Genomic DNA, 22,738 nt, shown 5'->3' with positions numbered 1-22,738 from the left:
AATTGATGGATAAACCTGCTCTAGAAATACAATTAAAAACACTGCCAAATCAACCAGGGGTGTACCAGTATTACGATGCTAATGGAACTATTATTTACGTGGGTAAAGCCAAGAATTTAAAGAAGCGTGTAAGTTCTTATTTTACCAAAACACACGATAACGGTAAAACCCGTGTATTGGTAAAAAAGATAGCAAGTATTAAACATATTGTTGTTGAAACTGAGACTGATGCCTTGTTGCTTGAAAATAACCTGATAAAAAAGTATCAGCCCAGGTATAATGTCATGCTTAAAGACGACAAATCCTATCCGTGGATTTGCATTAAAAAGGAACGTTTCCCAAGGGTGTTTTCGACGCGTCGGGTTTTTAAAGATGGTAGTGAGTATTTCGGACCCTATACCAGTATGAAAACGGTTTCAACCTTGCTCGATTTAATAAAAGGGTTATACTCCTTACGTACTTGCAATTACGATTTATCGGAGGCTAAAATTGACGCTGGTAAATACAAAGTCTGTTTGGAATACCATTTAGGAAATTGTAAAGGTCCTTGTGAGGGTTATGAAAGTGAAGCCATTTATCAAGGGCATATACAAGATATCAAGGAGATATTAAAAGGAAATTTTAAAGATTCTCTCAATCAGTTTCGTGCGCAGATGAATGCTTACGCAGCCGAAATGCAGTTTGAAGAAGCGCAGCGTATCAAAGAAAAAATTGAGGTTTTAGAAAATTATCAGGCAAAGTCCACTATTGTCAATCCTAAGATTAGTAATGTTGATGTATTTTCAATTGTTAGTGATGAAGGTTACGGCTATGTGAACTTTCTTCAAATATCCTACGGATCAATTATTCGTTCGCATACGTTAGAAATTAAAAAGAAACTGGATGAAACCGATTTGGAATTGCTAGAGTTAGCCATTACTGAAATCAGGCAGCGCTTCAATTCAAAATCCAGAGAAATTTATGTGCCATTTGAAGTTGATTTAGGCGAAAATGTGAAAGTTACAGTGCCTAAGCTGGGAGATAAAAAACATATTTTAGATTTATCGGTTCGTAATGCGAAATATTATCGCATGGAACGTTTTAAGCAAATAAAAATAACCGATCCGGACCGGCATGCTAATCGTATTATGGCGCAGATGAAAGTCGATTTACGTTTACATGAGGAACCTCGACATATTGAGTGTTTCGATAACTCTAATATTCAGGGGACGAATCCTGTAGCGGCTTGTGTGGTGTTTAAAAATGGAAAACCAAGCAAGAAGGATTACCGACATTTTAATATAAAAACGGTTGAAGGTCCTGATGATTTTGCTTCCATGGAAGAAGTCGTGTATCGTCGTTATAAGCGCTTGTTAGACGAAGATCAGTCCTTACCACAACTTATTATTATCGATGGGGGAAAAGGGCAATTGGGGTCGGCTTTAAAAAGTCTTGAGGTTTTAGGGTTGCGAGGAAAAATTGCTATTATCGGAATTGCCAAGCGTTTAGAGGAACTGTTTTATCCGGGAGATCCTATTCCATTATACTTAGATAAAAAGAGTGAGTCTTTAAAAATTATTCAGCAACTGCGAAACGAAGCACACCGTTTTGGTATCGAGCATCACAGGAATCGCAGAAGTAAAAGTGCTTTGAATACAGAACTTGAAACTATTTCTGGGATAGGTGAAAAAACAATCGTAGATTTATTAAAGCATTTCAAATCGGTAAAGAGAGTTGCCAATGCCAAGCTTGATGAGTTAGAAGCTGTGGTAGGAACATCCAGAGCCGAAAAAATATATAACTATTACCATAACAATTAGCACTATATGAGATCTGTTTTCCTGATACTTTTTCTTTTTGTTTGTTTTGCAGGATTTTCGCAAAGTCAGCATGAAGAAGATATTAAGGTTGGGTTGGTATTGAGTGGAGGTGGAGCCAAAGGTTTAGCGCATATAGGTGTTTTAAAGGTTTTGGATAGTTTAGGTGTAAAAGTAGATTACATTGCAGGAACCAGTATGGGGGCTGTTGTTGGAGGGATTTATGCTTCAGGGTATACAGGAAAACAATTAGATTCTGTATTTAGAGAAATAGACTTCGATAAGTTAATTAATGATGATATTCCCAGGTCATCAAAGGCATTTTTTGAACGTAATAATTCGGAAAAATATGCTGTATCACTACCATTTGAGGATTTTAAAGTAAAGTTGCCTTCCGCATTGTCCAGAGGGCAAAACACATACAATTTAATTGCAAAATTAACTTTACATGCCAACGAAACAGAAGATTTTGACAAATTACCCATTCCCTTTTTCTGTATCGCAACTAATGTCGAGACAGGGCAGCAGGTGGTCTTAGATGAAGGTAATTTGGCACAGTCTGTTATGGCTAGTGCGGCTTTACCTTCTTTATTTCAACCCGTTATTATTAATGATGAGGTGTTAATTGATGGTGGTGTTGTAAATAATTATCCTATCGATGAACTTCAGGCAAAAGGCATGGATATCATTATTGGAGTCGATGTTCAGGATGGGTTGGCAAATAGAGACGAGCTAGGTTCTGCGCTTGATGTTTTGGTTCAAATTAATAATTTCCGAACCATCAACGATATGAAATTGAAAGGCAAAAAGACCGATGTTTACATCAAACCTGATATTAAAGAGTATTCGGTAGTATCGTTTGATGAAGGTGCGAGTATCATAGAAAATGGTACTGTGGCCGCATTGACTCAAATATCAGAACTTAAAAAACTGGTTAAGGCGGATAAACTTTCTCATAATAAACAGGTAAATATCAAACCTCAGGATTCTCTTGCTATAGAGAGTATTGTAGTGCGTGGTAATGAAAAATATACCCGGGCGTACATTTTAGGGAAATTAAAATTGAAGAGTCACGAAACGGTTAGCTATGAGAAGTTTAATAAAGGAATAAACAACCTAATAGCTACAAATAATTTTGATTCATTTGAATATAAGCTTCAAAAAAGAGCGGGGACGGATGGCTATGATTTAATTACTTACCTCCAGGAAACCAAAGCCACTACATTTTTAAAGCTCGGATTGCATTATGATGATTTGTATAAAAGTGCGGCTTTAATTAACCTGACTAAAAAGCGCTTGTTTTTTGATAGTGATTTAGCCTCTTTAGATTTTATTCTTGGGGATAATGTGCGTTATAATTTTGAATATTTTATTGATAAGGGTTTTTATTGGAGTATAGGTGTAAAATCCAGATTTAACCAATTTAAAAAGAGTATTAATGCACAGTTGCTTTTAGAGAATGATTTTATTGTAGAGGAAGACCTTAATAAAATTGAAACAAGTCTGGAAGATCAAACCAATCAAGTCTATGTGCAAACCCTGTTTCGAAAAGATTTTGCATTAAGTATGGGGGCAGAACATAAACGACTTGAGATGAAATCAGAAACCTTTTTGATAGATAATCAACAAGGAGAAACTGTTTTTGAGAGCACCGATTATTTAAGTGTTTTTGGTACTTTAAAATTAGATACTTACGATAATAAATATTTTCCAAAGCGTGGGTTTTATTTTGATGGCGATTTACACATGTATTTATGGGCTTCAAGGTTTAATGAAAACTTTGAAGATTTTACTATAGCTAAAGCCGATATGGGGTATGCTTTTAGTGTAACCGATAAACTGGCTTTTAATATTCAATCTAGCGGAGGGTTTAAAGTCGGAGATAGATCGACTAAGGCGCTGGATTTTGCTTTGGGAGGCTACGGGAACAACTTTATAAATAACCTGTCGCCGTTTTTAGGGTATGATTTCATAGAATTAACAGGGAATAGTTTTGTGAAAGCTACCTTTACAGCAAACTACGAGGTGTTTAAAAAACAATATATCACCTTAGAAGGCAATTTCGCTAATATTGAAGATGATATTTTTGATTCAGGTGAATGGTTTACACTTCCAGATTATAGTGGCTATGCTTTGGGTTATGCTGTCGATACGTTTTTAGGTCCTATTCAGGTTAAATACAGTTATTCTCCCGAATTAAAACATAGTAAATGGTACTTTAATGTTGGTTTTTGGTTTTAAAAACTGATAAATAATTATTTTTTACATCTTTTTTTTGCGATATTTGTAATGTTATGCAGGTATTTTGGCAAGACTTACTTTTGTTTCTACACTTCCTCATCAAGAGAAATCCTGAGTGAGCGTATTTCTCTAGTCAATAATTCAGCCTTAATGTTAGGGCGAAGTCTTTTTATGTTTAATTAATTAAAAATTCAAGCTATGCCTTTTTATCATAAATTAGGAAGCATTCCGCATAAGCGTCACACACAGTTTCGAAAACCTGATGGGACTTTGTATTACGAGCAGTTGTTTGGTACAATTGGTTTCGATGGTATGTCAACTAATAGCTATCATGAACAGCGCCCAACACAGGTAAAAGCTATAATAAAACAATATAGTGTTGCACCTAAAATTGCGAAAGCTAATAATATTCAATCGTATCGGTTTAGAGGGTTTCAAGTAAAACCTGAAACCGATTTTCTAGAGAGTAGAAAAACAGTATTGGTCAATAGTGATTGTGCCATTATTCTGGCGGCACCACAACAATCAACAAAAGACTACTTTTATAAAAACACCGATGCCGACGAACTGATTTTTATTCATAAAGGTTCGGGTAAATTACGAACCCATTTAGGAAATCTTGATTTTAAATATGGTGATTATCTGTTAGTTCCCAGAGGAATTATTTATAAAATAGATTTCGATACCGAAGATAACCGTTTGTTTATTGTAGAGTCGCATCGACCTATTTATACACCGAAGCGCTACAGAAACTGGTTCGGACAATTATTAGAACATGCTCCGTTTTGCGAGCGTGATATCAGACGTCCTGAAGAGTTAGAAACGTATAATGAAACTGGCGACTTTTTAATGAAAGTAAAAAAGCAAGGTGAGATTATAGAAATGGTTTATGCCACCCATCCGTTCGATGTGGTCGGTTACGATGGTTATAATTACCCTTACGCCTTTTCCATTCACGATTTCGAACCCATAACCGGGCGTGTGCACCAACCGCCACCAGTACATCAAACTTTTGAAACCGATGCATTTGTGGTTTGCAGTTTTGTGCCCCGATTATACGATTATCATCCACAAGCAATTCCGGCACCATACAACCATAGTAATATTGATAGTGATGAGGTGTTGTATTATGTAGATGGGGATTTTATGAGTCGTAACGATATTGAAGCGGGGCATATTTCATTGCATCCTGCAGGTATTCCACATGGGCCGCATCCAGGAGCTACCGAACGTAGTATAGGTAAAACCGAAACCGAAGAACTGGCGGTTATGGTCGATACTTTTAAGCCGCTTATGGTTACTGAGGAGGCTATGAAAATAGCAGACGAAGATTATTATAAATCATGGTTGGAATAAGAATAAAATAATACAACAAAACTAAATTAAACTCATAAATAGAAAATAGTAAAATAATGAGTAAAGACATTAAATCCGTAGATTACGGTTTAGAAAAAATATTTAAAGGAGCGAAAGATTTCCTTCCGCTTTTAGGGACAGATTATGTCGAGTTTTATGTGGGTAATGCCAAACAAGCAGCGCATTTTTATAAAACGGCATTCGGTTTTCAGTCTCACGCCTATAAAGGTTTAGAAACAGGATCTAAAGAAACGGTGAGTTATGTGTTAAAACAAGACAAAATTAGATTAGTCCTTACTACGCCGCTAAATAGTAAATCCCCAATTAATGAGCATATCGTTAAGCATGGTGATGGCGTAAAAGTGATTGCACTTTGGGTAGACGATGCAAGAAAATCTTATGAAGAGACCACCAGTCGTGGCGCAAAATCTTTTATGGAACCAACTGTTGAAACTGACGAGTTCGGTGAAGTGGTGCGTTCCGGGATTTACACTTACGGGGAAACTGTTCATATGTTTGTAGAGCGTAAAAATTATAACGGTACGTTTATGCCTGGATTTCGAGAGTGGAAATCAGAGTATAATCCAGAACCTATGGGGTTAAAATATATCGACCATATGGTTGGTAACGTGGGCTGGGGACAAATGAATACCTGGGTGAAATGGTACGAAGATGTAATGGGGTTTGAGAATTTCTTGTCGTTTGATGATAAGCAAATCCATACCGAATATTCAGCATTAATGAGTAAAGTGATGAGTAACGGTAATGGGCGTATTAAATTCCCGATAAACGAACCAGCCGAAGGGAAAAAGAAATCACAGATCGAAGAATATTTAGATTTTTATGAAGGGGCTGGCGTGCAGCATATCGCCGTAGCGACAGACGATATTATAAGTACAGTTTCAAGTTTACGTGCCAGAGGAGTAGAGTTTTTAAGTACGCCTCCGGAGGAATATTACAAGGCTGTTCCTGAGCGTTTGCACGAACATGACCATCAGTTAAAAGAAGATATTGAAACCTTGAAACGTTTAGGAATTATGATTGATGCCGACGAAGAAGGTTATTTGTTACAAATTTTTACGAAACCGGTTGAAGACCGGCCAACATTGTTTTTCGAAATCATTCAACGTATGGGAGCTAAAGGTTTCGGAGCAGGGAATTTTAAAGCTTTGTTCGAATCTATTGAGAGAGAACAGGCCAACAGAGGAACGCTTTAATTATAATTTTAAGTTTGACGAAAAGCTATCATTTATTTGGTAGCTTTTTTTGTTTTTTGGAGTAACAATTTTACTTAAAGGTCTTCTTAATATTACAGGGCGTACCACTAATTTTTATATTTTTGGAATAGTAATTGTAATTCCTTAATCCAAGAGCAATAAAAACTTAATTGAAAAGTTAAATTACCAGTACCCGAATCACATGAAAAAAACACTATTTATATTATCCGTTTTACTAATAATGCCACTCTCTTATGCTCAGCAAGAGTCGTCTTTTGGAACAGGCGAATGGTTTAAATTTAAAATGAGTTATAGCGGATTTTTAAAAGCAGGTAACGCGACACTTACTGTTAAGGATGCTAAAGTAGACGGTAAAGACGTATACCATGTGGTCGGTAAAGGTTGGACAACAGGAATGATTAAATGGTTTTTTAGAGTTGAAGATCTTTATGAAAGTTATTTTGACAAGGAAGCTATTAAGCCTTACAAATTTATTCGTAAAATAGATGAAGGCGGTCATATAAAGGATATTGAAATTAATTTTAATCATGACCAGAATAAAGCTCATGTGTTTAATAAAAAACACAATACTAAACGCGTTTTTGATACGCCGGTAAATGTTCAGGATATGGTATCAACGTATTACTATTTACGTGATAACATTGATATCAAATCACTAAAAATTGGACAGGAAATTAGAACGGATATGTTTTTCGATGAGGAAAACTACGGATTTAAACTAAAGTATCTGGGAGAGGAAGTTATTGAAACCGATTTTGGTAATGTACTTGCCTTAAAATTCAGGCCTTATGTTATGGCAGGCCGCGTTTTTAAGGAAGAAGAAAGTTTAACACTTTGGGTTTCAAAAGATAAAAATAAAGTACCTTTGCGAATTAAGGCAGATTTGGCTGTGGGCTCATTGAGAGCTGACTTAGAAGCGTACAAAGGGTTAAAGCATTCATTTAAAATTATAGCTGGAAAAAACTAGAAACTTTGGATAAAAAAATAACCAATCAACTTAAGGAAAAATACGAGGCAATAGACCAGGATGTAGAAGATTATCTGGAAGGTTTATTGCAAAGTAAGCCCTTAAATTATTGGGATTATATTCAAACCGATGCCTTATTAAATCTTCAGGTTCAACGTACCACCTTTAAAGATGAAATGGTTTTTATCATGTATCATCAGGTCAACGAGTTATTGTTTAAAATGATTCTTTGGGAAATCGATCAGGTTGCAAAAACCAAAAAGGTTGATGCCGATTTCTATACGACAAAAATTATGCGTATTAGTCGGTATTTTGATATGTTGACTTCGTCTTTCAGTATTATGAAGGATGGTATGGATTTAGAGCAGTACAATCAGTTTAGAAAAACCTTAACGCCTGCTAGTGGATTTCAAAGTGCACAATATCGAAAAATAGAGTTTGCCTCCACCGAATTAATCAATCTTATAGATAAGCGTTTTAGAGATACAATTGATAGAAATTCGTCCTACGAGAATGCTTTCGAGCATTTATATTGGCAGGCCGCTGGAAAAGACTATAAAACAGGTAAAAAGAGTTATACTTTAACAGTTTTTGAAGAAAAATACAAAGACGAATTTATTAGATTTACCAAATTTTATTATAAAAATAATTTATACGCTAAATACAAGGCGCTTCCAAAGGAAGCACGAGAGAATGAAGCGTTAATAAAAGCGATGCGTCATTACGATTATACCGTTAATATAAAATGGGTTATGGCGCATTATAATACAGCAAATCATTATTTAAATATTGGCGGAAAGACCGCTGAAGCAACAGGAGGAAGTGAATGGGTGAAATATATGCACCCAAAATATCAAAAGAGAATATTTTTTCCAGAGTTATGGACAGAGCAAGAAAAAGAAAATTGGGGAACAGATATTTAACAATTTTACCGCTATTGGCCTTAGGGTTGGTAAGCTGTAAAGACAAGGAAAAAGAGGTAGTAGAGGAGAAACCAGAATTAGCCATAGTAGAACCAAAAGAAAACATTGAGTTCGGTTTTAATCTCGATGAATATGTGGTTAGAAGAGATACAGTAAAATCAGGTGAGAGTTTTGGTGAAATTTTAGAGCGTAATAAAATCGGGTATCCGCAAATTTTTCACATAGCAGAGAAAACAAAGGAAACATACGATATTGCCAGATATTTTCAGAAAGGAAGACCCTATACTATTTTATGTTCTAAAGACTCATTAGAGTTGCCTAAAACGTTTATTTATCAGCCTAGTTTAGAAGAGTACGTTGTTATAAATTTTAAGGATTCAATCCATGCCTATAAGAGTAAAAAGCCAATTAAGTATGTCGAAAAACTAGCTACGGGCGTGATAAATAGTAGTATTTCAGAAACCTTGGATGAACAAGGGATCAGTCCGGTTTTAACCAATATCCTAGCCGACAATATTTATGCATGGACGATAGATTTTAGACGTCTTCAGAAAGGGGATCGCTTCAAAGTTATTTACACCGATAAGTATATAGACGATAGTATTTACGTAGGTGTTCATGATGTGAAAGCGGCTTACTTTGAGCATAATACAGAACCGTTTTATGCTTTTAGATATGAAACAGATAGTATAAAAGGTATTGTAGATTATTTTAATGATGATGCTAAAACATTGCGTCGTGCCTTTTTAAAAGCACCAGTTAAGTTTAGTCGCATTTCATCTCGCTATAACTTAAAACGTCGTATTGCAGTTTATGGTTATAAAGTAAAGCCTCATAAAGGAACCGATTTTGCGGCACCTATAGGAACACCAATTATGGCTACGGCAGCTGGAACAGTAACGAAATCGTCTTACACTAGAGGTAATGGTAATTATGTAAAAATTAGACATAACGGTACTTATGAAACCCAGTATTTACATATGAAAAAGCAGAATGTAAAAGCCGGACAACATGTAAATCAGGGTGATGTTATTGGTTGGGTAGGAATGACAGGCTATACCGGAGGGCCTCATGTGTGTTATCGTTTTTGGGTAAATGGCAGACAGGTCGATCCATTCAAGCAAAAGTTACCAGCAGCAGAGCCTATTCCAGATAGCTTGAAAACAAAATATTTAGAGTTTATTAAACCTATAAAATATAGATTAGACAACACAAACTTTAAACCTCAAAACGTTGAGGATAGCGAACTAACACAACCAGAAATCAGACAAGCAACTTCTTAATTATGGCATTACCTAACATTAATCCAACCGAAACAAAGTCCTGGAAAAAACTTCAGGAGCATTTTGAAACCATTAGTAGTGTACACATGAAATCTTTATTTGCAGAGGATGAAGACCGAGCAAGTAAGTTTACCATTACATGGGATGATTTTTATGTCGATTATTCTAAAAACAGAATCACCGAAGAAACTGTAAAATATTTGTTAGAGTTGGTCGACGAGGTAAAATTAAAAGAAGCCATAAATAGTCAGTTTTCAGGAGAAACGATAAATCAAACCGAAGGTCGTTCGGTATTACATATGGCACTTCGTGCACCGGAATCGGCAGATTTTAAAGTAGATGGTGTTAACGTGATGCCAGAAATATTTGAAGTAAAAAAGAAAATTGAAAAGTTTACCAACGAAGTGGTAAACGGACACAGAACCGGTTATACAGGTAAACGATTTACCGATATTGTTAATATCGGTATTGGTGGCTCAGACCTAGGGCCTGCTATGGTGGTTGACGCGCTTCAGTATTACAAAAACCATTTAACGACCCATTTTGTGAGTAATGTTGATGGCGACCATGTAAATGAAGTGATTAAGAAATTAAATCCGGAGACCACACTTTTCGTTATTGTGTCAAAAACATTTACGACTCAGGAGACCTTGTCTAATGCCAATACCATAAAATCATGGTTTTTAAAATCGGCTGATGAAGCTGCAATCGCTGAGCATTTTGTGGCTGTGTCAACTAATATTGCTAACGTAAAAGCCTTCGGGATTGACGAAAACAATATTTTCCCGATGTGGGATTGGGTTGGTGGCCGTTTTTCTCTTTGGAGCGCGGTAGGTTTATCTATTAGTTTATCTGTTGGATATAACAATTTTGAAAACCTATTAAAAGGAGCTCACAAAATGGATGAGCACTTCAAGAATGAAGATTTCAGCCAAAATATTCCTGTAATATTAGCTCTTATAAGCGTCTGGTATAACAATTTCTTTAAAGCGGAAAGTGAAGCTGTTATACCGTATTCGCAATACTTGAATCAGTTTGCAACCTATTTGCAACAGGGTATTATGGAAAGTAACGGCAAAAGTGTTGATAGAAACGGTAACCCAATTGATTACCAAACCGGTACTATTATTTGGGGAGAGCCAGGAACCAATGCACAACATGCCTTCTTCCAATTAATACATCAAGGAACTAAATTAATTCCGGCTGATTTTATTGGATTTACAAAATCGTTACATAATAATAAAGATCATCAGGATAAATTAATATCCAATTTTTTAGCGCAAACAGAAGCCTTGCTAAATGGTAAAACTAAAGAAGACGTTTTAGCCGAAGGAACAGCCGATAGTTTGGTGCCATTTAAGGTCTTTGAAGGTAATAAACCAACAAATACGGTGTTTATTAACAAGTTATCACCAGAAAGTTTAGGTAAATTGATAGCCATGTATGAACATAAAATATTTGTACAAGGTATTATTTGGAATATCTTTAGTTACGATCAGTTTGGAGTGGAATTGGGTAAACAGTTAGCGAACAAAATTTTACATGAATTTAACAATAGCGCGGATTCAGTGCATGATTCCTCTACTCAGAATTTATTGAATTATTATAAGGGAATTTCATAAAAGATAGAATTATTCTCATAAGAATCTTTAAAACGCGTCAGTATTTTTAATACTGACGCGTTTTTTTTATCAACAATCGTTAAAATATTTAACATATTGGTAATGAATGTTTTCTGATTATCAGTATTTTTGCCTTGACTAATTCAAATAATTAATTATGAAAAAAACCGCTCAGTTTATGATGCTCGCGGGAGCATTGTTATTTACTTCAGTTATTTTGGCACAATCAACAATTAAGGGAGTTGTTGTAGAAGCTGGAATAAACATGCCACTTCCAGGCGCTAATGTAATAGAAAAGGGGACAACCAACGGCGTTGTAACAGACTTCGATGGAAACTTTACATTAGAAACGGAATCGGATTCAGGGGAAATTTTGATTACTTACGTAGGGTATACTACTAAAACAGTTGCCTTTACAAAAGACGCAGACTTAGGGACCATATCGATGGAATCTAGTCAGGTGGGTTTACAGGAAATTCAAATTATTGCTTCTGTAGCCGTAGACAGAAAAACACCGGTAGCTGTATCTACAATTAAATCGGAAGAGATTTCTTTAAAATTAAGTACTCAGGAGTTTCCTGAGATTTTAAAAGCTACACCAGGGGTTTATGCTACTCGTGCCGGTGGTGGTTATGGTGATGGTAGAATTAATCTTCGTGGATTTGATTCTGAAAATGTTGCTGTAATGATTAACGGGGTGCCTGTTAACGATATGGAAAACGGAGCTGTATACTGGTCTAACTGGGCCGGTTTAGGTGATGTAACATCTTCAATGCAGGTTCAAAGAGGTTTAGGGGCTTCTAAAGTAGCCGTACCTTCAGTTGGGGGTACCATTAATATTATTACCAAATCTACTGATGCCGAGCAGGGTGGAAATGTATACTCAAGCATTGGTAATAATGGATATTTAAAATATGGAATGACGTATTCTACAGGGTTAACCGAAAAGGGTTTTGCAGCAACCGTTAGTGCTTCAAAAATTTCTGGTGACGGTTATGTAGATGGTACAGAGTTTTCTGGATATAACTATTTTTTGAGTTTGGCACAACAGTTAAATGAGCAACACAGATTAACATTTACTGCTTTTGGTGCGCAGCAAACACACGGGCAACGTTATAATCGTTCAACAATAGCAGAATTGTTAGATACCGATTCAGGGCCTCAAAAAGCAAATAAGGATTGGGGGTATAAAAACGGAGAAGTATACCATCAATCGTTTAACTTCTATCATAAACCTCAAATCTCTTTAAATCATTTATGGGAGATTAATGACAATTCGGCTTTATCAACCGCATTATATGCTTCATTCGGATCAGGTGGTGGTCGTAGAGATGAAGGTTCTAAAATAGGGTCTAGCGAATACCGCATTGGTGGTTCAGGATTACAGCCTATAGATTTTGATAGAATTATAGAGGAGAATAAAGCTAATGGGGCATTAGGATCTACCGATATTATTTCATCTTCTAGAAACTCACACGAATGGTATGGATTATTATCGACTTATAAAAACAGAATCAACGATCAGTTAACCATTTCAGGTGGTTTAGACGGCCGTTACTATGTAGGGTCTCACTGGTATGAAGTTGACGATTTATTAGGAGGACAATTCTTCTTAGATAATGAAACGGATACTTTCGCTTATGGAAAACCTTTACGTGTTGGTGATAAATACAACAAAGATTACGATGGTGTTGTATTAAGAACCGGACTTTTTGGTCAGGCAGAATATCAATTAACAGATGCGTTAAACTTCTTTATTGCTGCCGATATTTCTAACAGTAGCTATAAGCAAAAAGAATACATGAATAACGAAATCACAGGAGACCGTTCTTCAGATTATGTAGACTTTTTAGGTTTTGGTGTAAAAGGTGGTGGTAACTACAATTTAGATATGAATAATAATGTATTCATAAATGTTGGTTATTTTTCAAAAGCACCATTTTTAGATAACGTATTTTTAGATGAAGACGGTATTGTTCCAAATGCCGATGCAGTAAACGAAAAGGTGTTTAGTGCAGAGTTAGGGTATGGTTACCGAAGCGAAAAATTATCTGCCAATGTAAATATTTATTATACAAATTGGTTAGATAAAGCTTACACAGGTTCTCTTCAAGGGGCTGACAATGAAATTTATTTCTACAACTTATTAGGAATTGATGCCTTACACCAAGGTATTGAGGTTGATTTAAGATATAAGTTAACCGATAAGTTATCATTTACAGGTATGGCGTCTTTAGGAGATTGGAAATGGAAAAGTAACTCCTCGGCTCAGGTTCAAGATCAGGGAGGTACTGTTATAGACGAAGTGGTTGTAATTGCCGATGGGATTAAAGTTGGTGATGCAGCGCAAACCACATTTGCTTTAGGTGCTAAATATAAATTAGCTCCAAAATCTTCAATCTATGCCGATTATAACTTTGCTGGTGATAACTACGCATCGTACGATGTAACTAACAGATCGAGTGCCGATTTACCAGATGTATGGAAATTACCTGATTTTGGATTATTCGATTTAGGATTAACACATGCCTTCGATATGGTAGGGTTTGAAGCCGTATTAAACGGGAAAATCAATAACGTGTTTAATACAGAATATGTTTCTGATGCGAACGATGTAGACGGTACGGCTGCAACAGCATTAGTTTACTATGGAGCAGGAAGAACGTATAGTGTTGGTTTAAAACTTAAATTTTAAAAAGAACGATGAAAAAGATATATTATTTATACACGATTTTATTAGGAGCAATCATGGTGGGTTGTAATCCTATGGAAGATATTCATGAAGACGCTAAAGCGGATGAGGTTGGTGTTATTGAAGAAGTATCAATTACGCTTACTGATGATGATTATGACGAACTGGATTTGTCTTATGGAAGTTTTAATTCTGAAGACGAAGCTAAAGAGTTATTACCAGATTATTTAGGGGAATTATATCCTTATTTGTCTGACGGGTCTTCTATTACAGTTGGTTATATGCTTTATGTTGGTACTGCTGAAGGCGTAAGCGATTTAACAAGTTCAGATATTTACCAGTTAACCAATGCAGATTATGCCTCAGCAGGAAGCGATGCTTTTGGGTTTTACCCTAATGTTGATGCCGCTTCTATGATCCCTGATGTTCTAGAAGCTCAAATAGCTAGCCCTACAGAGGGGCAAATAATTTTAGCCAAATACGATCAATATACAGAAGTGCCTGAAGTAGGATTAGCAGATTTAGTATCGTATAATTTTGCAGGAAGTATGGAAGGCTGGTCTGTGGAAGAGGAGTTTGGATCTGATGCTGTATGGACTTCGGAAACCGGTTATGTTCAGGGTAACAGTTATTTTGGAGGTCAGGTAGCTAATACAGAATGGCTGGTGTCTCCTTCAATAGATTTAACCGATGCGGCTGATTTAAAATTTCAAATAACTCAAGAGCTGGATTATGCAGGTGATGCCTCGCTTTTAAAAATATTAGTATCTACAGATTATACTGATGATATTTTAACAGCAACATGGGATGAGATTACCTTGGCTAACCCAGCTACAGGAGATATGGCTGCTTCTGAAGATTATGATTTCTCAGCCTATGATGGACAAACCATTAATATTGCTTTTAAATATGAATCTACCGATTCTGATGCTGCAAGATGGCGTATAGAAAGCGTAGCAATTAAAGTGTTAGGAGCTACTGGTGCTACAGATTCTAAAGGCGAGTATTTCATATACACCGAAGGAGCTTGGGAGGCTATCGAAGGTGTCTATTATTTAAGTTCTGGAGATTTTGATTCTATGGGAGAAGGTTCAGGACAACCTGGTCAGTATGATAATTTTGGAAGTTCAATTCCGCCAAATAATTATTTACCAACGTTTATGAGCTTAAAATTCCCTTACGGTCAGGAAGAAGAAGAGATGTTGGTGATTTATGATTATTACTCAAGTTCAAGTGGAGCGCAAAGAAGAGGAAACTTATTTACAGTAATTGACGGTGTTTGGACAGGGGCTGAATCGACTATTGAAACCACTTTACAGTTTGGTTTAGAAGATGGTATCTGGGTGCCAGATAATACAATTCGTTATACATTAGTGCCTTCAGATTATACCTTGATTGTTGAATCATTATCAGCTACATATCCTGCAGCTACGGGAAGTATGGATAACTATGGTAATTTTGAAAGACGTCCAGGTAATGCTGCAGAATGGACGGATGAAATGATTGCTGAAGCTATGGATTATGTGTTGAATGAGTTAGATCCATCGGCAGAGGAAGGACAAAAATATTTGGTAACTTTCGATGTTTACAACGGTTCTAGTGGAGTGGAAAGCCTATTGGTTATTAAGACTGATGGGGTTTGGCAACTTCCTTCAGAATAAAAGTATTTAATCTTTATAAATAAAAAAACCGCTTCAAACGAAGCGGTTTTTTTATGTTTTTAATTAGTACATTTGTTACTCTAATTTAAAATTTAAATTTCATGATTTACGAAGCTGTAAAAAGCCTGCACTCTTATTGGGCATATCTAGTATTTATTGTTTTAATCGTTACTGTTATAAACGTTTTGATTAAAGTATTTGGTAAAAAGGAATATGAAGTAAAGGATTTTAGATTGGCACTTTTTACATTAATCCTAACACATACCCAATTATTAATAGGTATGATTCTTTACGTGGTTTCGCCGAGGTTGGAATTATGGAGCCAATTAGGAGGAGAAGTTATGAAAAACTCTATTGCACGTCTATATTTAGTAGAGCATCCTATCGTAAATATCTTAGCCATAGCAGCTATAACCATAGGCTATTCAAAACATAAAAAGAAATTGACCTCACAAGCAAAGCTTAAACCAATTGCTATATTCTATACTATTGGCTTAGTGTTGTTATTATCAAGAATTCCTTGGGATGTTTGGTTAGGCTAAAAACAAAATAAAAAAGGCAGCTAACAGCTGCCTTTTTTATTTTGTTAATCCACTTCTTTAATAACATAGACATATACCGGAAAATGGTCGCTATATCCATCGGTAAAACTTCCATTGGCAAAGCTACGTAACGGATAACCTTTATATCTGCCTTTATTACCTATTAAATAGTTTTTATTAAAAATGCCTGCTTTGTATAATCGAAAGGAGGAGTAGTCATCCTCTAATAAAGGTTTAGTCATTAATATTTGATCAAACAAGCTCCATGCATCACGATAGGCTGTCGTGCCTAAGCCATCTTTAAAATAGGTTTCGTAAGGGTTATAAATGCCTTTTAATTTTACCTTATCTCGATTTTTTTCAGCTTTTAAAACGTCTTTTACACTGTTATTAGTTGGGTCATCGTTAAAATCGCCCATAATAAATACCTTCGCATAGGGGTCGATAACTTGTAAAGAGTCTACCAGATGTTTGGTGAGTTTTGCAGCAGCCACACGTTTGGGGCGGCTTCGTGCTTCACCACCACTTCTCGATGGCCAGTGATTTACAATAATACTTATCGGATCGTCTTCTAATGTCCCGCTAACAACCAGCTGGTCGCGTGTATATACACGTTTTTTAGAGTTGTCGTCGTAGATTTTTAATTCGTTACTTGTGGTTGAGGTTGGGGTAAATAGCTTTTTTTGATATAATAAAGCGACGTCAATACCTCTGGCGTCTGGAGAATGGAAATGCACAATGCCGTAATCTTTATCTCTTAAAGATGAATCATTAACCAAATCTTCCAGAACTTCCCGGTTTTCAACTTCAGAGACTCCAATAATAGCTGGTGAGTTATGTGTGGTTTCCTTACCTATATCGGCAATAACCATAGCCATATTCTGAATTTTCTTTTTGTACACCTCAGAACGGTTCGTTTTCAATTCCATCATCGGGCTGGCTTCATCAAATTTGTTAGGATCATTGATGGTATCAAACAAATTTTCAAGATTGTAAAATGCTATGGTGTGTACTTTGAAGGTCTTTTTAGGTTGTCCAAAACTTAGAGAATAAAGGGACAGGAAAAAAACAAATAAGAGGAGTTTAATTTGCTTCATTATAAAAATGTTACGTTATCGTTATTTTGGTTATAAACATTCAACCAAATTTAAATATTAATTAGAAAAAATGTAAATTAGTAGACATTAAATTGCTGTTAAATAGCAAATTGACTAACTCTATTTTTTAATATGAAAAAAAAACTACTCATTTCTTTTTGCGGGTTTTTTTCAATTTTCACTGTTTTTGCACAACAAACTATCATTACCGGAAGTGTTAAAGATGGTGTTACTTTTGAGCCCATACCCGATGTTACTATTTCAGTTGAAAAAACAACCCTATCCACCGAAACCGATGCTAAGGGAGTATTTGTTTTTTCAGGTAATGTTCCGCTCGGGGAACAAATGTTAAACGTATCGAAGCCCGGATACCAAACCAAACGCTTTCCTATTGTTGTTAATGAAAACAGAACAGTAGATTTATCGGACATTACTTTAGATGTCGATGTTACAACTTCACAGGGGTTATTTACGATTACACTTTCTGATGATGAATTAAATGACGATACCACCGGAGCCGATAATATTTCAGGACTCTTATCATCGTCTTTAGACGTGTTTCAGCGTACTGCAGCCTTCGAATTTAGTCCGTCGTTTTTTAGATTACGTGGTTTAGATTCCGATAATGGTTCGGTGCTTATTAACGGTATCGAAATGAACAAAATGTATAATGGAAGGCCGCAATGGAGTAATTGGGGTGGATTAAATGATGTGGTTAGAAATCAGGAATTAACCACCGGATTAACCCCTTCGGCTTATAATTTTGGAGGTGTTTTAGGAACGACTAATATTAATACCAGGGCCACGAATTATCGTCCGGGGGGACAATTAACATATTCCTCATCTAATCGTAGTTACACGAATAGGTTAATGGCGAGTTATTCTACTGGCTTGATGGAAGAGGGCTGGGCCATGACGGTTATGCTTTCCAGACGTTGGGGAAATGAAGGGTACCAGGATGCGACCTTATACGATTCTAAGTCGCTATTTGCATCTGTTGAAAAAGTTATTAACGATAAGCACAGTATTAATTTCACCTCAATTTATGCGCCTAACCGACGTGGAAAATCGGCGCCGAATACTCAGGAAGTTTACGATTTAAAAGGAATTAAATACAACGAATACTGGGGTTGGCAAGATGGCGAGAAACGTAATTCGCGTTTTAAAGATGTTGAGGAGCCTATTTTAATGCTTAACCATTACTGGGATATTTCAAGTAAAACTACCTTAAATACGAATGTCGGTTATCAGTTTGGTAAAACCGGGAATAGTCGATTAGATTATGGAGGGACCCGTTTAAATGATGACGGCTTTCCTATAGGTGGTGGTTCTAATCCAAGTCCGGCGTACTACCAAAAACTACCTAGTTACTGGTTAACACCAACCGCAGGACCAAATTATGCTAATGCCTATCTAGCAGAACAGGAATTCTTGAATGATGGCCAAATAGATTGGAATAGTTTGTATCAAACCAATTTAGAAAACGTAGGGAATTATTCAACTTATATTTTATATGAAGATAGAAATGATGATAAGCAATGGACGTTCAATTCTATTTTAAATTCAGAATTGAATGAAAATATCATTTTAAATGCTGCTGTGAATTACAGAAAGCTAAAGTCTCAAAATTTCGCTGAAATTATGGATTTATTAGGCGGTAACGGCTTTTTAAATGTCGATTCATTCGATGGGTTTCAGTTTGATTTACAGAATCCGAATCGTATCGCTATTGAAGGTGATAAGTTTAAGTACAATTATAACCTGTTTGCCAATGTGCTGTCTGGATATGCTCAGGCACAGTTTAAATACAATAAAATTGATTTTTATCTGGCAGGAAGTGTTTCAAAAACTGATTATCAACGTGAAGGGTTATATGATAATGAAGCCAATACAGGAAATTCTTTAGGAAAAGGCGACAAGTTAGATTTTACAGGTATTGGTGCTAAAGGGGGCTTTACTTATAAGTTTTCTGGTAAGCATTTGTTTGATGCCAATGCGGGTTACATTACGCGAGCACCATCTTTAAGGAATACCTTTTCTAATGCGCGTGTTAATAATAATATAGTGCCAGATATCACAGAAGAAAAAATTACCTCGTTCGACGCGAGTTATATTTTCCGCTCGCCAACTATAAAAGCACGGGTTACCGGATTCTATATTAAAACGGAAGATGCTAATGAAATCTCGTTTTACTATGCCGATGGGGTAACCGGTTTTACAGAAAGTTCAGAATTTGTGAGTGAAATTCTTCAAGGGATTGATAAAATTCATTTAGGAGTAGAAACCGGTATTGAAGCGCAGGTAACACCAACCATTAAATTAAAAGGTGCAGCCTCTGTAGGTCAATACACTTACGATAATAATCCGAATTTAATTTTAACGGCCGATGCGGCTACAGCACCCCAAGGTCCGGCCAATATGAAAGATTATAAAGTGGCTGGTGGGCCGCAAGGAGCATATTCTGTAGGGTTTGAATATCGCGATCCGGATTACTGGTGGTTTGGAGCCACAGCCAATTTTTTCACAAATACTTATGTAGATGTTAGTCCGTTAACCAGAACGGCAAATTTTTATAAAGATCCGGTTGATGGCTTACCGTTTAATGATTACGACGAGGATATTGCCAGAGAGTTATTAAAACAGGAACAGTTTGATGACTATATGGTAGTGAATCTTATTGGAGGTAAATCGTGGAAAATAGACGATTATTATGTTGGATTCTTTGCAAGCATAGGAAATGTGTTAGATAAAGAATATAAAACAGGTGGTTTCGAACAAGGGCGCGCAGCCAATTACCGAGAGTTAAGAGACGATATGAGTAATGATACTCGTGTTTTCGGACCAAAATACTGGTACGGGCGTGGCGCAAATTATTTCCTTAATCTTTATTTCAGATTTTAAAGTATAAAACACAAAACAGATGAACTGCGAAGCATTCAAAAAACATAAAAAAAATAATATCATGAAAACGACAAATATATATTTAACTCTGGCACTAAGTTTTGCGTTGGCTTTAACATCCTGTGTCCATGACGACGATTATTCTATTCCTAATGTAGAAATTGAAGAACCAAATATTGAAGCGAATACCACAATTTCTATAGTGAAAGATATGTATGCTGGTAGTCTTGTAGATTTTAACGAGGCTAATAATGAAGGCGAATTAATAATTGAAGGCTATGTAGTGTCTAATGACGAAGCTGGTAATTTTTATAAAGTATTGATTATTCAAGATAAACCTGAAGATCCAACCGCGGCCATTCAGTTAGATGTAGATGTCACGTCTTTATATGCCTTATATAAACCCGGGCAAAAAGTGTATGTGAAGCTAAATGGTCTGGGAATGGATGAAATGAATAGTGTGTTACATATTGGTGAGATTGATGGCACTAGTGTTGGAAGAATTTCTGCATTTACTTACGATGATTATATTATTCGTTCAGCTGAAGTAGCAACCATTGTTCCAAAAGTTATCACTCCGTCTGAGTTTAATGACAACTATATAAACATGTTAGTTCAGATTGATAATATGCAGTTAAATAGTTCAGAAGTCGGGGAGCCTTATGCTAATGCAGATAACACCTTTACGGTAAATAGATATTTAAAAAATTGCGAGGATAACTCTCAAACTATTTTAAGAAACAGTGGTTTTGCCGATTTTAAGAATGAATTATTTCCAGTAGGTCAGGGATCTATAGTAGCAGTGTTTAGTAAATATAATTCCGATTATCAATTATTCATTCGTGATACCGAAGACGTTATGTTTGATGGAAGCCGTTGCGATCCGTTATTTGAAGATTCGTTTTCATCAGGAAATTTAAATAAATGGACAACTTATAGTGTTGTTGGTGATCAGGAATGGTATTATAATACTTTTGGAAATCCAAATGACAGTGCAACAATGTCTGGTTATAGTGGTGGCAATAGAGACAATGAAGACTGGTTGATTACTAAAGCTATTGACTTATCTGGAGTTTCTGCTGCAACTCTAACTTTTCAAACGGTTAAGCGTTATGCAGGCAACGATATTGAGCTGTATATGTGTACCGATTATATGGGAGGCGACCCAACAACTGATGGTACTTGGGTGCAATTAACGGCCGATTTTGATACTAATATAAATAGTTGGTCCTCATGGACCGATTCTGGAGATGTAGATGTGTCTGCAGCTGCAGGAGGTAACTTGTTTGTAGGCTTTAAATATACCTCGACAACATCAGCTTCATCAACATATGAGATTGATAATGTTCAGGTATTTGGAGAGTAATTTAATGAAATATATAATAAAAAAACCGCCTGAATGGGCGGTTTTTTTATGTCTTAGTTTTTCTTAAAAATGGCATATACCGGAAAATGGTCGCTGTAACCACCGTGGTATTTGGTGCCTACGTAGGTTCTAAACGGTGTGCCTTTAAACTTGCCATCGAATTGCTTTAAAAAGTCTTCATCAAAAATATTAGCTGAATGAAATTCTAAGCTATTTGGCGTGTTTTCAAAAAAGTTGGTGGTAATGATAATCTGGTCGAACAAATTCCATTGGCGGCTATGGTATGTGGTTCCTCGGCTATACGAACGAAGCGTTTCCATAGGATTGTACAGGTTCTGAGTTTCCACCAACGATTTTATACTGGCACTTGACGGATCATCGTTAAAATCGCCCATAATAATCAGTTTGGCTTCTGGATGTTCTTCTCTTAACTCATCAATAACCTCACTTAAACGTTTTGATGCTACGATGCGCTTGGGTTCGGTTTCTTTTTCACCTTCACGTCGCGATGACCAATGATTTACAAGAACATGGACAGGTAAACCCTCTAAAAATCCAGAAACGAGTAAAATGTCCCGGGTGTAATCCGGGCTGCCGTCATCATCAAATAAGGTAATGGTATACGTTTCAGAATTAGTGACTTCAAAAACATCACGATCGTAAATTAAAGCTACATCAATACCGCGTTCGTCGGGCGAGTTATAATGTACATAATCATAATTATAATCTTCTAAGTGTTTAAATTCTATTAACGCTTTAATAGCAGAGGCATTTTCAACTTCGGCAATACCAATTAATGCCGGGTGTTTTCCTGTTTCCCGTAGTCCGATATTTGAAATGGCATAACTTAATTTTCGTAGTTTATTATCATAGCGTTTTGGCGTCCATTTCTTTTTAGAAATAGGTAGAAAATCATTGTCATTTGTATGTTTGTCGTCGTAAATATCAAACAGATTTTCAAGATTATAAAATGCCGTAGTGTATAAATTTGGTCTTACTTCGGCATCATCAAAATCGATCATAGGAAGTTTTTATTTTGCAATAAAAATATAA

The 22,738-nt window shown here is 36.1% G+C and carries 15 protein-coding genes; 13 read left to right on the top strand and 2 right to left on the bottom strand.

Going from position 1 to position 22,738, the window contains the following annotated elements:
* Positions 1–5: 5 nt before the first annotated feature.
* From uvrC to RBH94_RS04715, 11 genes are all read left to right on the top strand, one after another.
* Positions 6–1,799, top strand: coding sequence for an excinuclease ABC subunit UvrC (gene uvrC, locus RBH94_RS04765; protein ID WP_307882605.1), 1,794 nt, complete (start codon positions 6–8; stop codon positions 1,797–1,799).
* A 6-nt stretch (positions 1,800–1,805) separates the two neighbouring features.
* Complete coding sequence (locus RBH94_RS04760; RefSeq protein ID WP_307882604.1) at positions 1,806–4,037, top strand: patatin-like phospholipase family protein; 2,232 nt, start codon at positions 1,806–1,808, stop codon at positions 4,035–4,037.
* Between the two features lie 198 nt (positions 4,038–4,235).
* The gene (locus RBH94_RS04755) at positions 4,236–5,393 is read left to right on the top strand and encodes a homogentisate 1,2-dioxygenase (protein WP_307882603.1); all 1,158 of its coding nucleotides are present in this window, start codon (positions 4,236–4,238) and stop codon (positions 5,391–5,393) included.
* A gap of 56 nt (positions 5,394–5,449) precedes the next feature.
* On the top strand, positions 5,450–6,610 hold the full coding sequence (gene hppD / locus RBH94_RS04750) for a 4-hydroxyphenylpyruvate dioxygenase (RefSeq protein ID WP_307882602.1): 1,161 nt from the start codon (positions 5,450–5,452) through the stop codon (positions 6,608–6,610).
* Between the two features lie 202 nt (positions 6,611–6,812).
* Positions 6,813–7,598 (top strand): DUF3108 domain-containing protein, encoded by a 786-nt coding sequence (locus RBH94_RS04745; protein ID WP_307882601.1) that lies wholly within the window; start codon positions 6,813–6,815, stop codon positions 7,596–7,598.
* A gap of 5 nt (positions 7,599–7,603) precedes the next feature.
* Positions 7,604–8,521, top strand: a complete 918-nt coding sequence (locus tag RBH94_RS04740) for a tryptophan 2,3-dioxygenase family protein (protein WP_307882600.1) — start codon at positions 7,604–7,606, stop codon at positions 8,519–8,521.
* A complete protein-coding gene (locus tag RBH94_RS04735; RefSeq protein WP_307882599.1) occupies positions 8,479–9,804 on the top strand; it encodes a peptidoglycan DD-metalloendopeptidase family protein in 1,326 nt (441 codons plus the stop codon). The genes RBH94_RS04740 and RBH94_RS04735 overlap by 43 nt, the downstream gene beginning before the upstream one ends.
* A gap of 2 nt (positions 9,805–9,806) precedes the next feature.
* Entirely contained in the window at positions 9,807–11,426 is a 1,620-nt protein-coding gene (gene pgi, locus RBH94_RS04730; RefSeq protein ID WP_307882598.1) for a glucose-6-phosphate isomerase, read from the top strand.
* Positions 11,427–11,583: 157 nt separating this feature from the next.
* Positions 11,584–14,121, top strand: a complete 2,538-nt coding sequence (locus RBH94_RS04725; RefSeq protein WP_307882597.1) for a TonB-dependent receptor domain-containing protein — start codon at positions 11,584–11,586, stop codon at positions 14,119–14,121.
* 8 nt (positions 14,122–14,129) lie between these two features.
* Complete coding sequence (locus RBH94_RS04720; protein ID WP_307882596.1) at positions 14,130–15,779, top strand: choice-of-anchor J domain-containing protein; 1,650 nt, start codon at positions 14,130–14,132, stop codon at positions 15,777–15,779.
* 104 nt (positions 15,780–15,883) lie between these two features.
* Positions 15,884–16,321: a hypothetical protein gene (locus tag RBH94_RS04715; RefSeq protein WP_307883139.1), complete on the top strand. Its 438-nt coding sequence runs from the start codon at positions 15,884–15,886 to the stop codon at positions 16,319–16,321.
* 44 nt (positions 16,322–16,365) lie between these two features.
* Here the strand turns inward: RBH94_RS04715 and RBH94_RS04710 are convergent, their stop codons facing one another.
* Positions 16,366–17,418, bottom strand: coding sequence for an endonuclease/exonuclease/phosphatase family protein (locus tag RBH94_RS04710; RefSeq protein ID WP_307882595.1), 1,053 nt, complete (start codon positions 17,416–17,418; stop codon positions 16,366–16,368).
* Between the two features lie 132 nt (positions 17,419–17,550).
* Between RBH94_RS04710 and RBH94_RS04705 the strand changes: the two genes are divergently transcribed.
* Together RBH94_RS04705 and RBH94_RS04700 are read left to right on the top strand one after the other, a co-directional pair.
* Positions 17,551–20,319, top strand: a complete 2,769-nt coding sequence (locus tag RBH94_RS04705; RefSeq protein ID WP_307882594.1) for a carboxypeptidase regulatory-like domain-containing protein — start codon at positions 17,551–17,553, stop codon at positions 20,317–20,319.
* A gap of 61 nt (positions 20,320–20,380) precedes the next feature.
* Positions 20,381–21,685: a DUF5689 domain-containing protein gene (locus tag RBH94_RS04700; RefSeq protein ID WP_307882593.1), complete on the top strand. Its 1,305-nt coding sequence runs from the start codon at positions 20,381–20,383 to the stop codon at positions 21,683–21,685.
* 53 nt (positions 21,686–21,738) lie between these two features.
* Here the strand turns inward: RBH94_RS04700 and RBH94_RS04695 are convergent, their stop codons facing one another.
* Positions 21,739–22,707, bottom strand: coding sequence for an endonuclease/exonuclease/phosphatase family protein (locus RBH94_RS04695; protein ID WP_307882592.1), 969 nt, complete (start codon positions 22,705–22,707; stop codon positions 21,739–21,741).
* Positions 22,708–22,738 lie beyond the last annotated feature (31 nt).

This window comes from Aestuariibaculum sp. YM273, from assembly GCF_030908365.1.
Classification (GTDB): Bacteria; Bacteroidota; Bacteroidia; order Flavobacteriales; family Flavobacteriaceae; genus Aestuariibaculum; species Aestuariibaculum marinum.
Note: the sequence above shows the minus strand (reverse complement) of the source record. Positions and strands in the feature narration are given on the sequence as shown.

What these genes read in the sequence shown, in the direction of transcription:
- uvrC (WP_307882605.1), top strand. Translation starts at nt 6, where the DNA reads ATGGATAAACCTGCTCTAGAAATACAATTAAAAACACTGCCAAATCAA.
- RBH94_RS04760 (WP_307882604.1), top strand. Translation starts at nt 1,806, where the DNA reads ATGAGATCTGTTTTCCTGATACTTTTTCTTTTTGTTTGTTTTGCAGGA.
- RBH94_RS04755 (WP_307882603.1), top strand. Translation starts at nt 4,236, where the DNA reads ATGCCTTTTTATCATAAATTAGGAAGCATTCCGCATAAGCGTCACACA.
- hppD (WP_307882602.1), top strand. Translation starts at nt 5,450, where the DNA reads ATGAGTAAAGACATTAAATCCGTAGATTACGGTTTAGAAAAAATATTT.
- RBH94_RS04745 (WP_307882601.1), top strand. Translation starts at nt 6,813, where the DNA reads ATGAAAAAAACACTATTTATATTATCCGTTTTACTAATAATGCCACTC.
- RBH94_RS04735 (WP_307882599.1), top strand. Translation starts at nt 8,479, where the DNA reads ATGGACAGAGCAAGAAAAAGAAAATTGGGGAACAGATATTTAACAATT.
- pgi (WP_307882598.1), top strand. Translation starts at nt 9,807, where the DNA reads ATGGCATTACCTAACATTAATCCAACCGAAACAAAGTCCTGGAAAAAA.
- RBH94_RS04725 (WP_307882597.1), top strand. Translation starts at nt 11,584, where the DNA reads ATGAAAAAAACCGCTCAGTTTATGATGCTCGCGGGAGCATTGTTATTT.
- RBH94_RS04720 (WP_307882596.1), top strand. Translation starts at nt 14,130, where the DNA reads ATGAAAAAGATATATTATTTATACACGATTTTATTAGGAGCAATCATG.
- RBH94_RS04710 (WP_307882595.1), bottom strand. Translation starts at nt 17,418, where the DNA reads ATGAAGCAAATTAAACTCCTCTTATTTGTTTTTTTCCTGTCCCTTTAT.
- RBH94_RS04705 (WP_307882594.1), top strand. Translation starts at nt 17,551, where the DNA reads ATGAAAAAAAAACTACTCATTTCTTTTTGCGGGTTTTTTTCAATTTTC.
- RBH94_RS04700 (WP_307882593.1), top strand. Translation starts at nt 20,381, where the DNA reads ATGAAAACGACAAATATATATTTAACTCTGGCACTAAGTTTTGCGTTG.
- RBH94_RS04695 (WP_307882592.1), bottom strand. Translation starts at nt 22,707, where the DNA reads ATGATCGATTTTGATGATGCCGAAGTAAGACCAAATTTATACACTACG.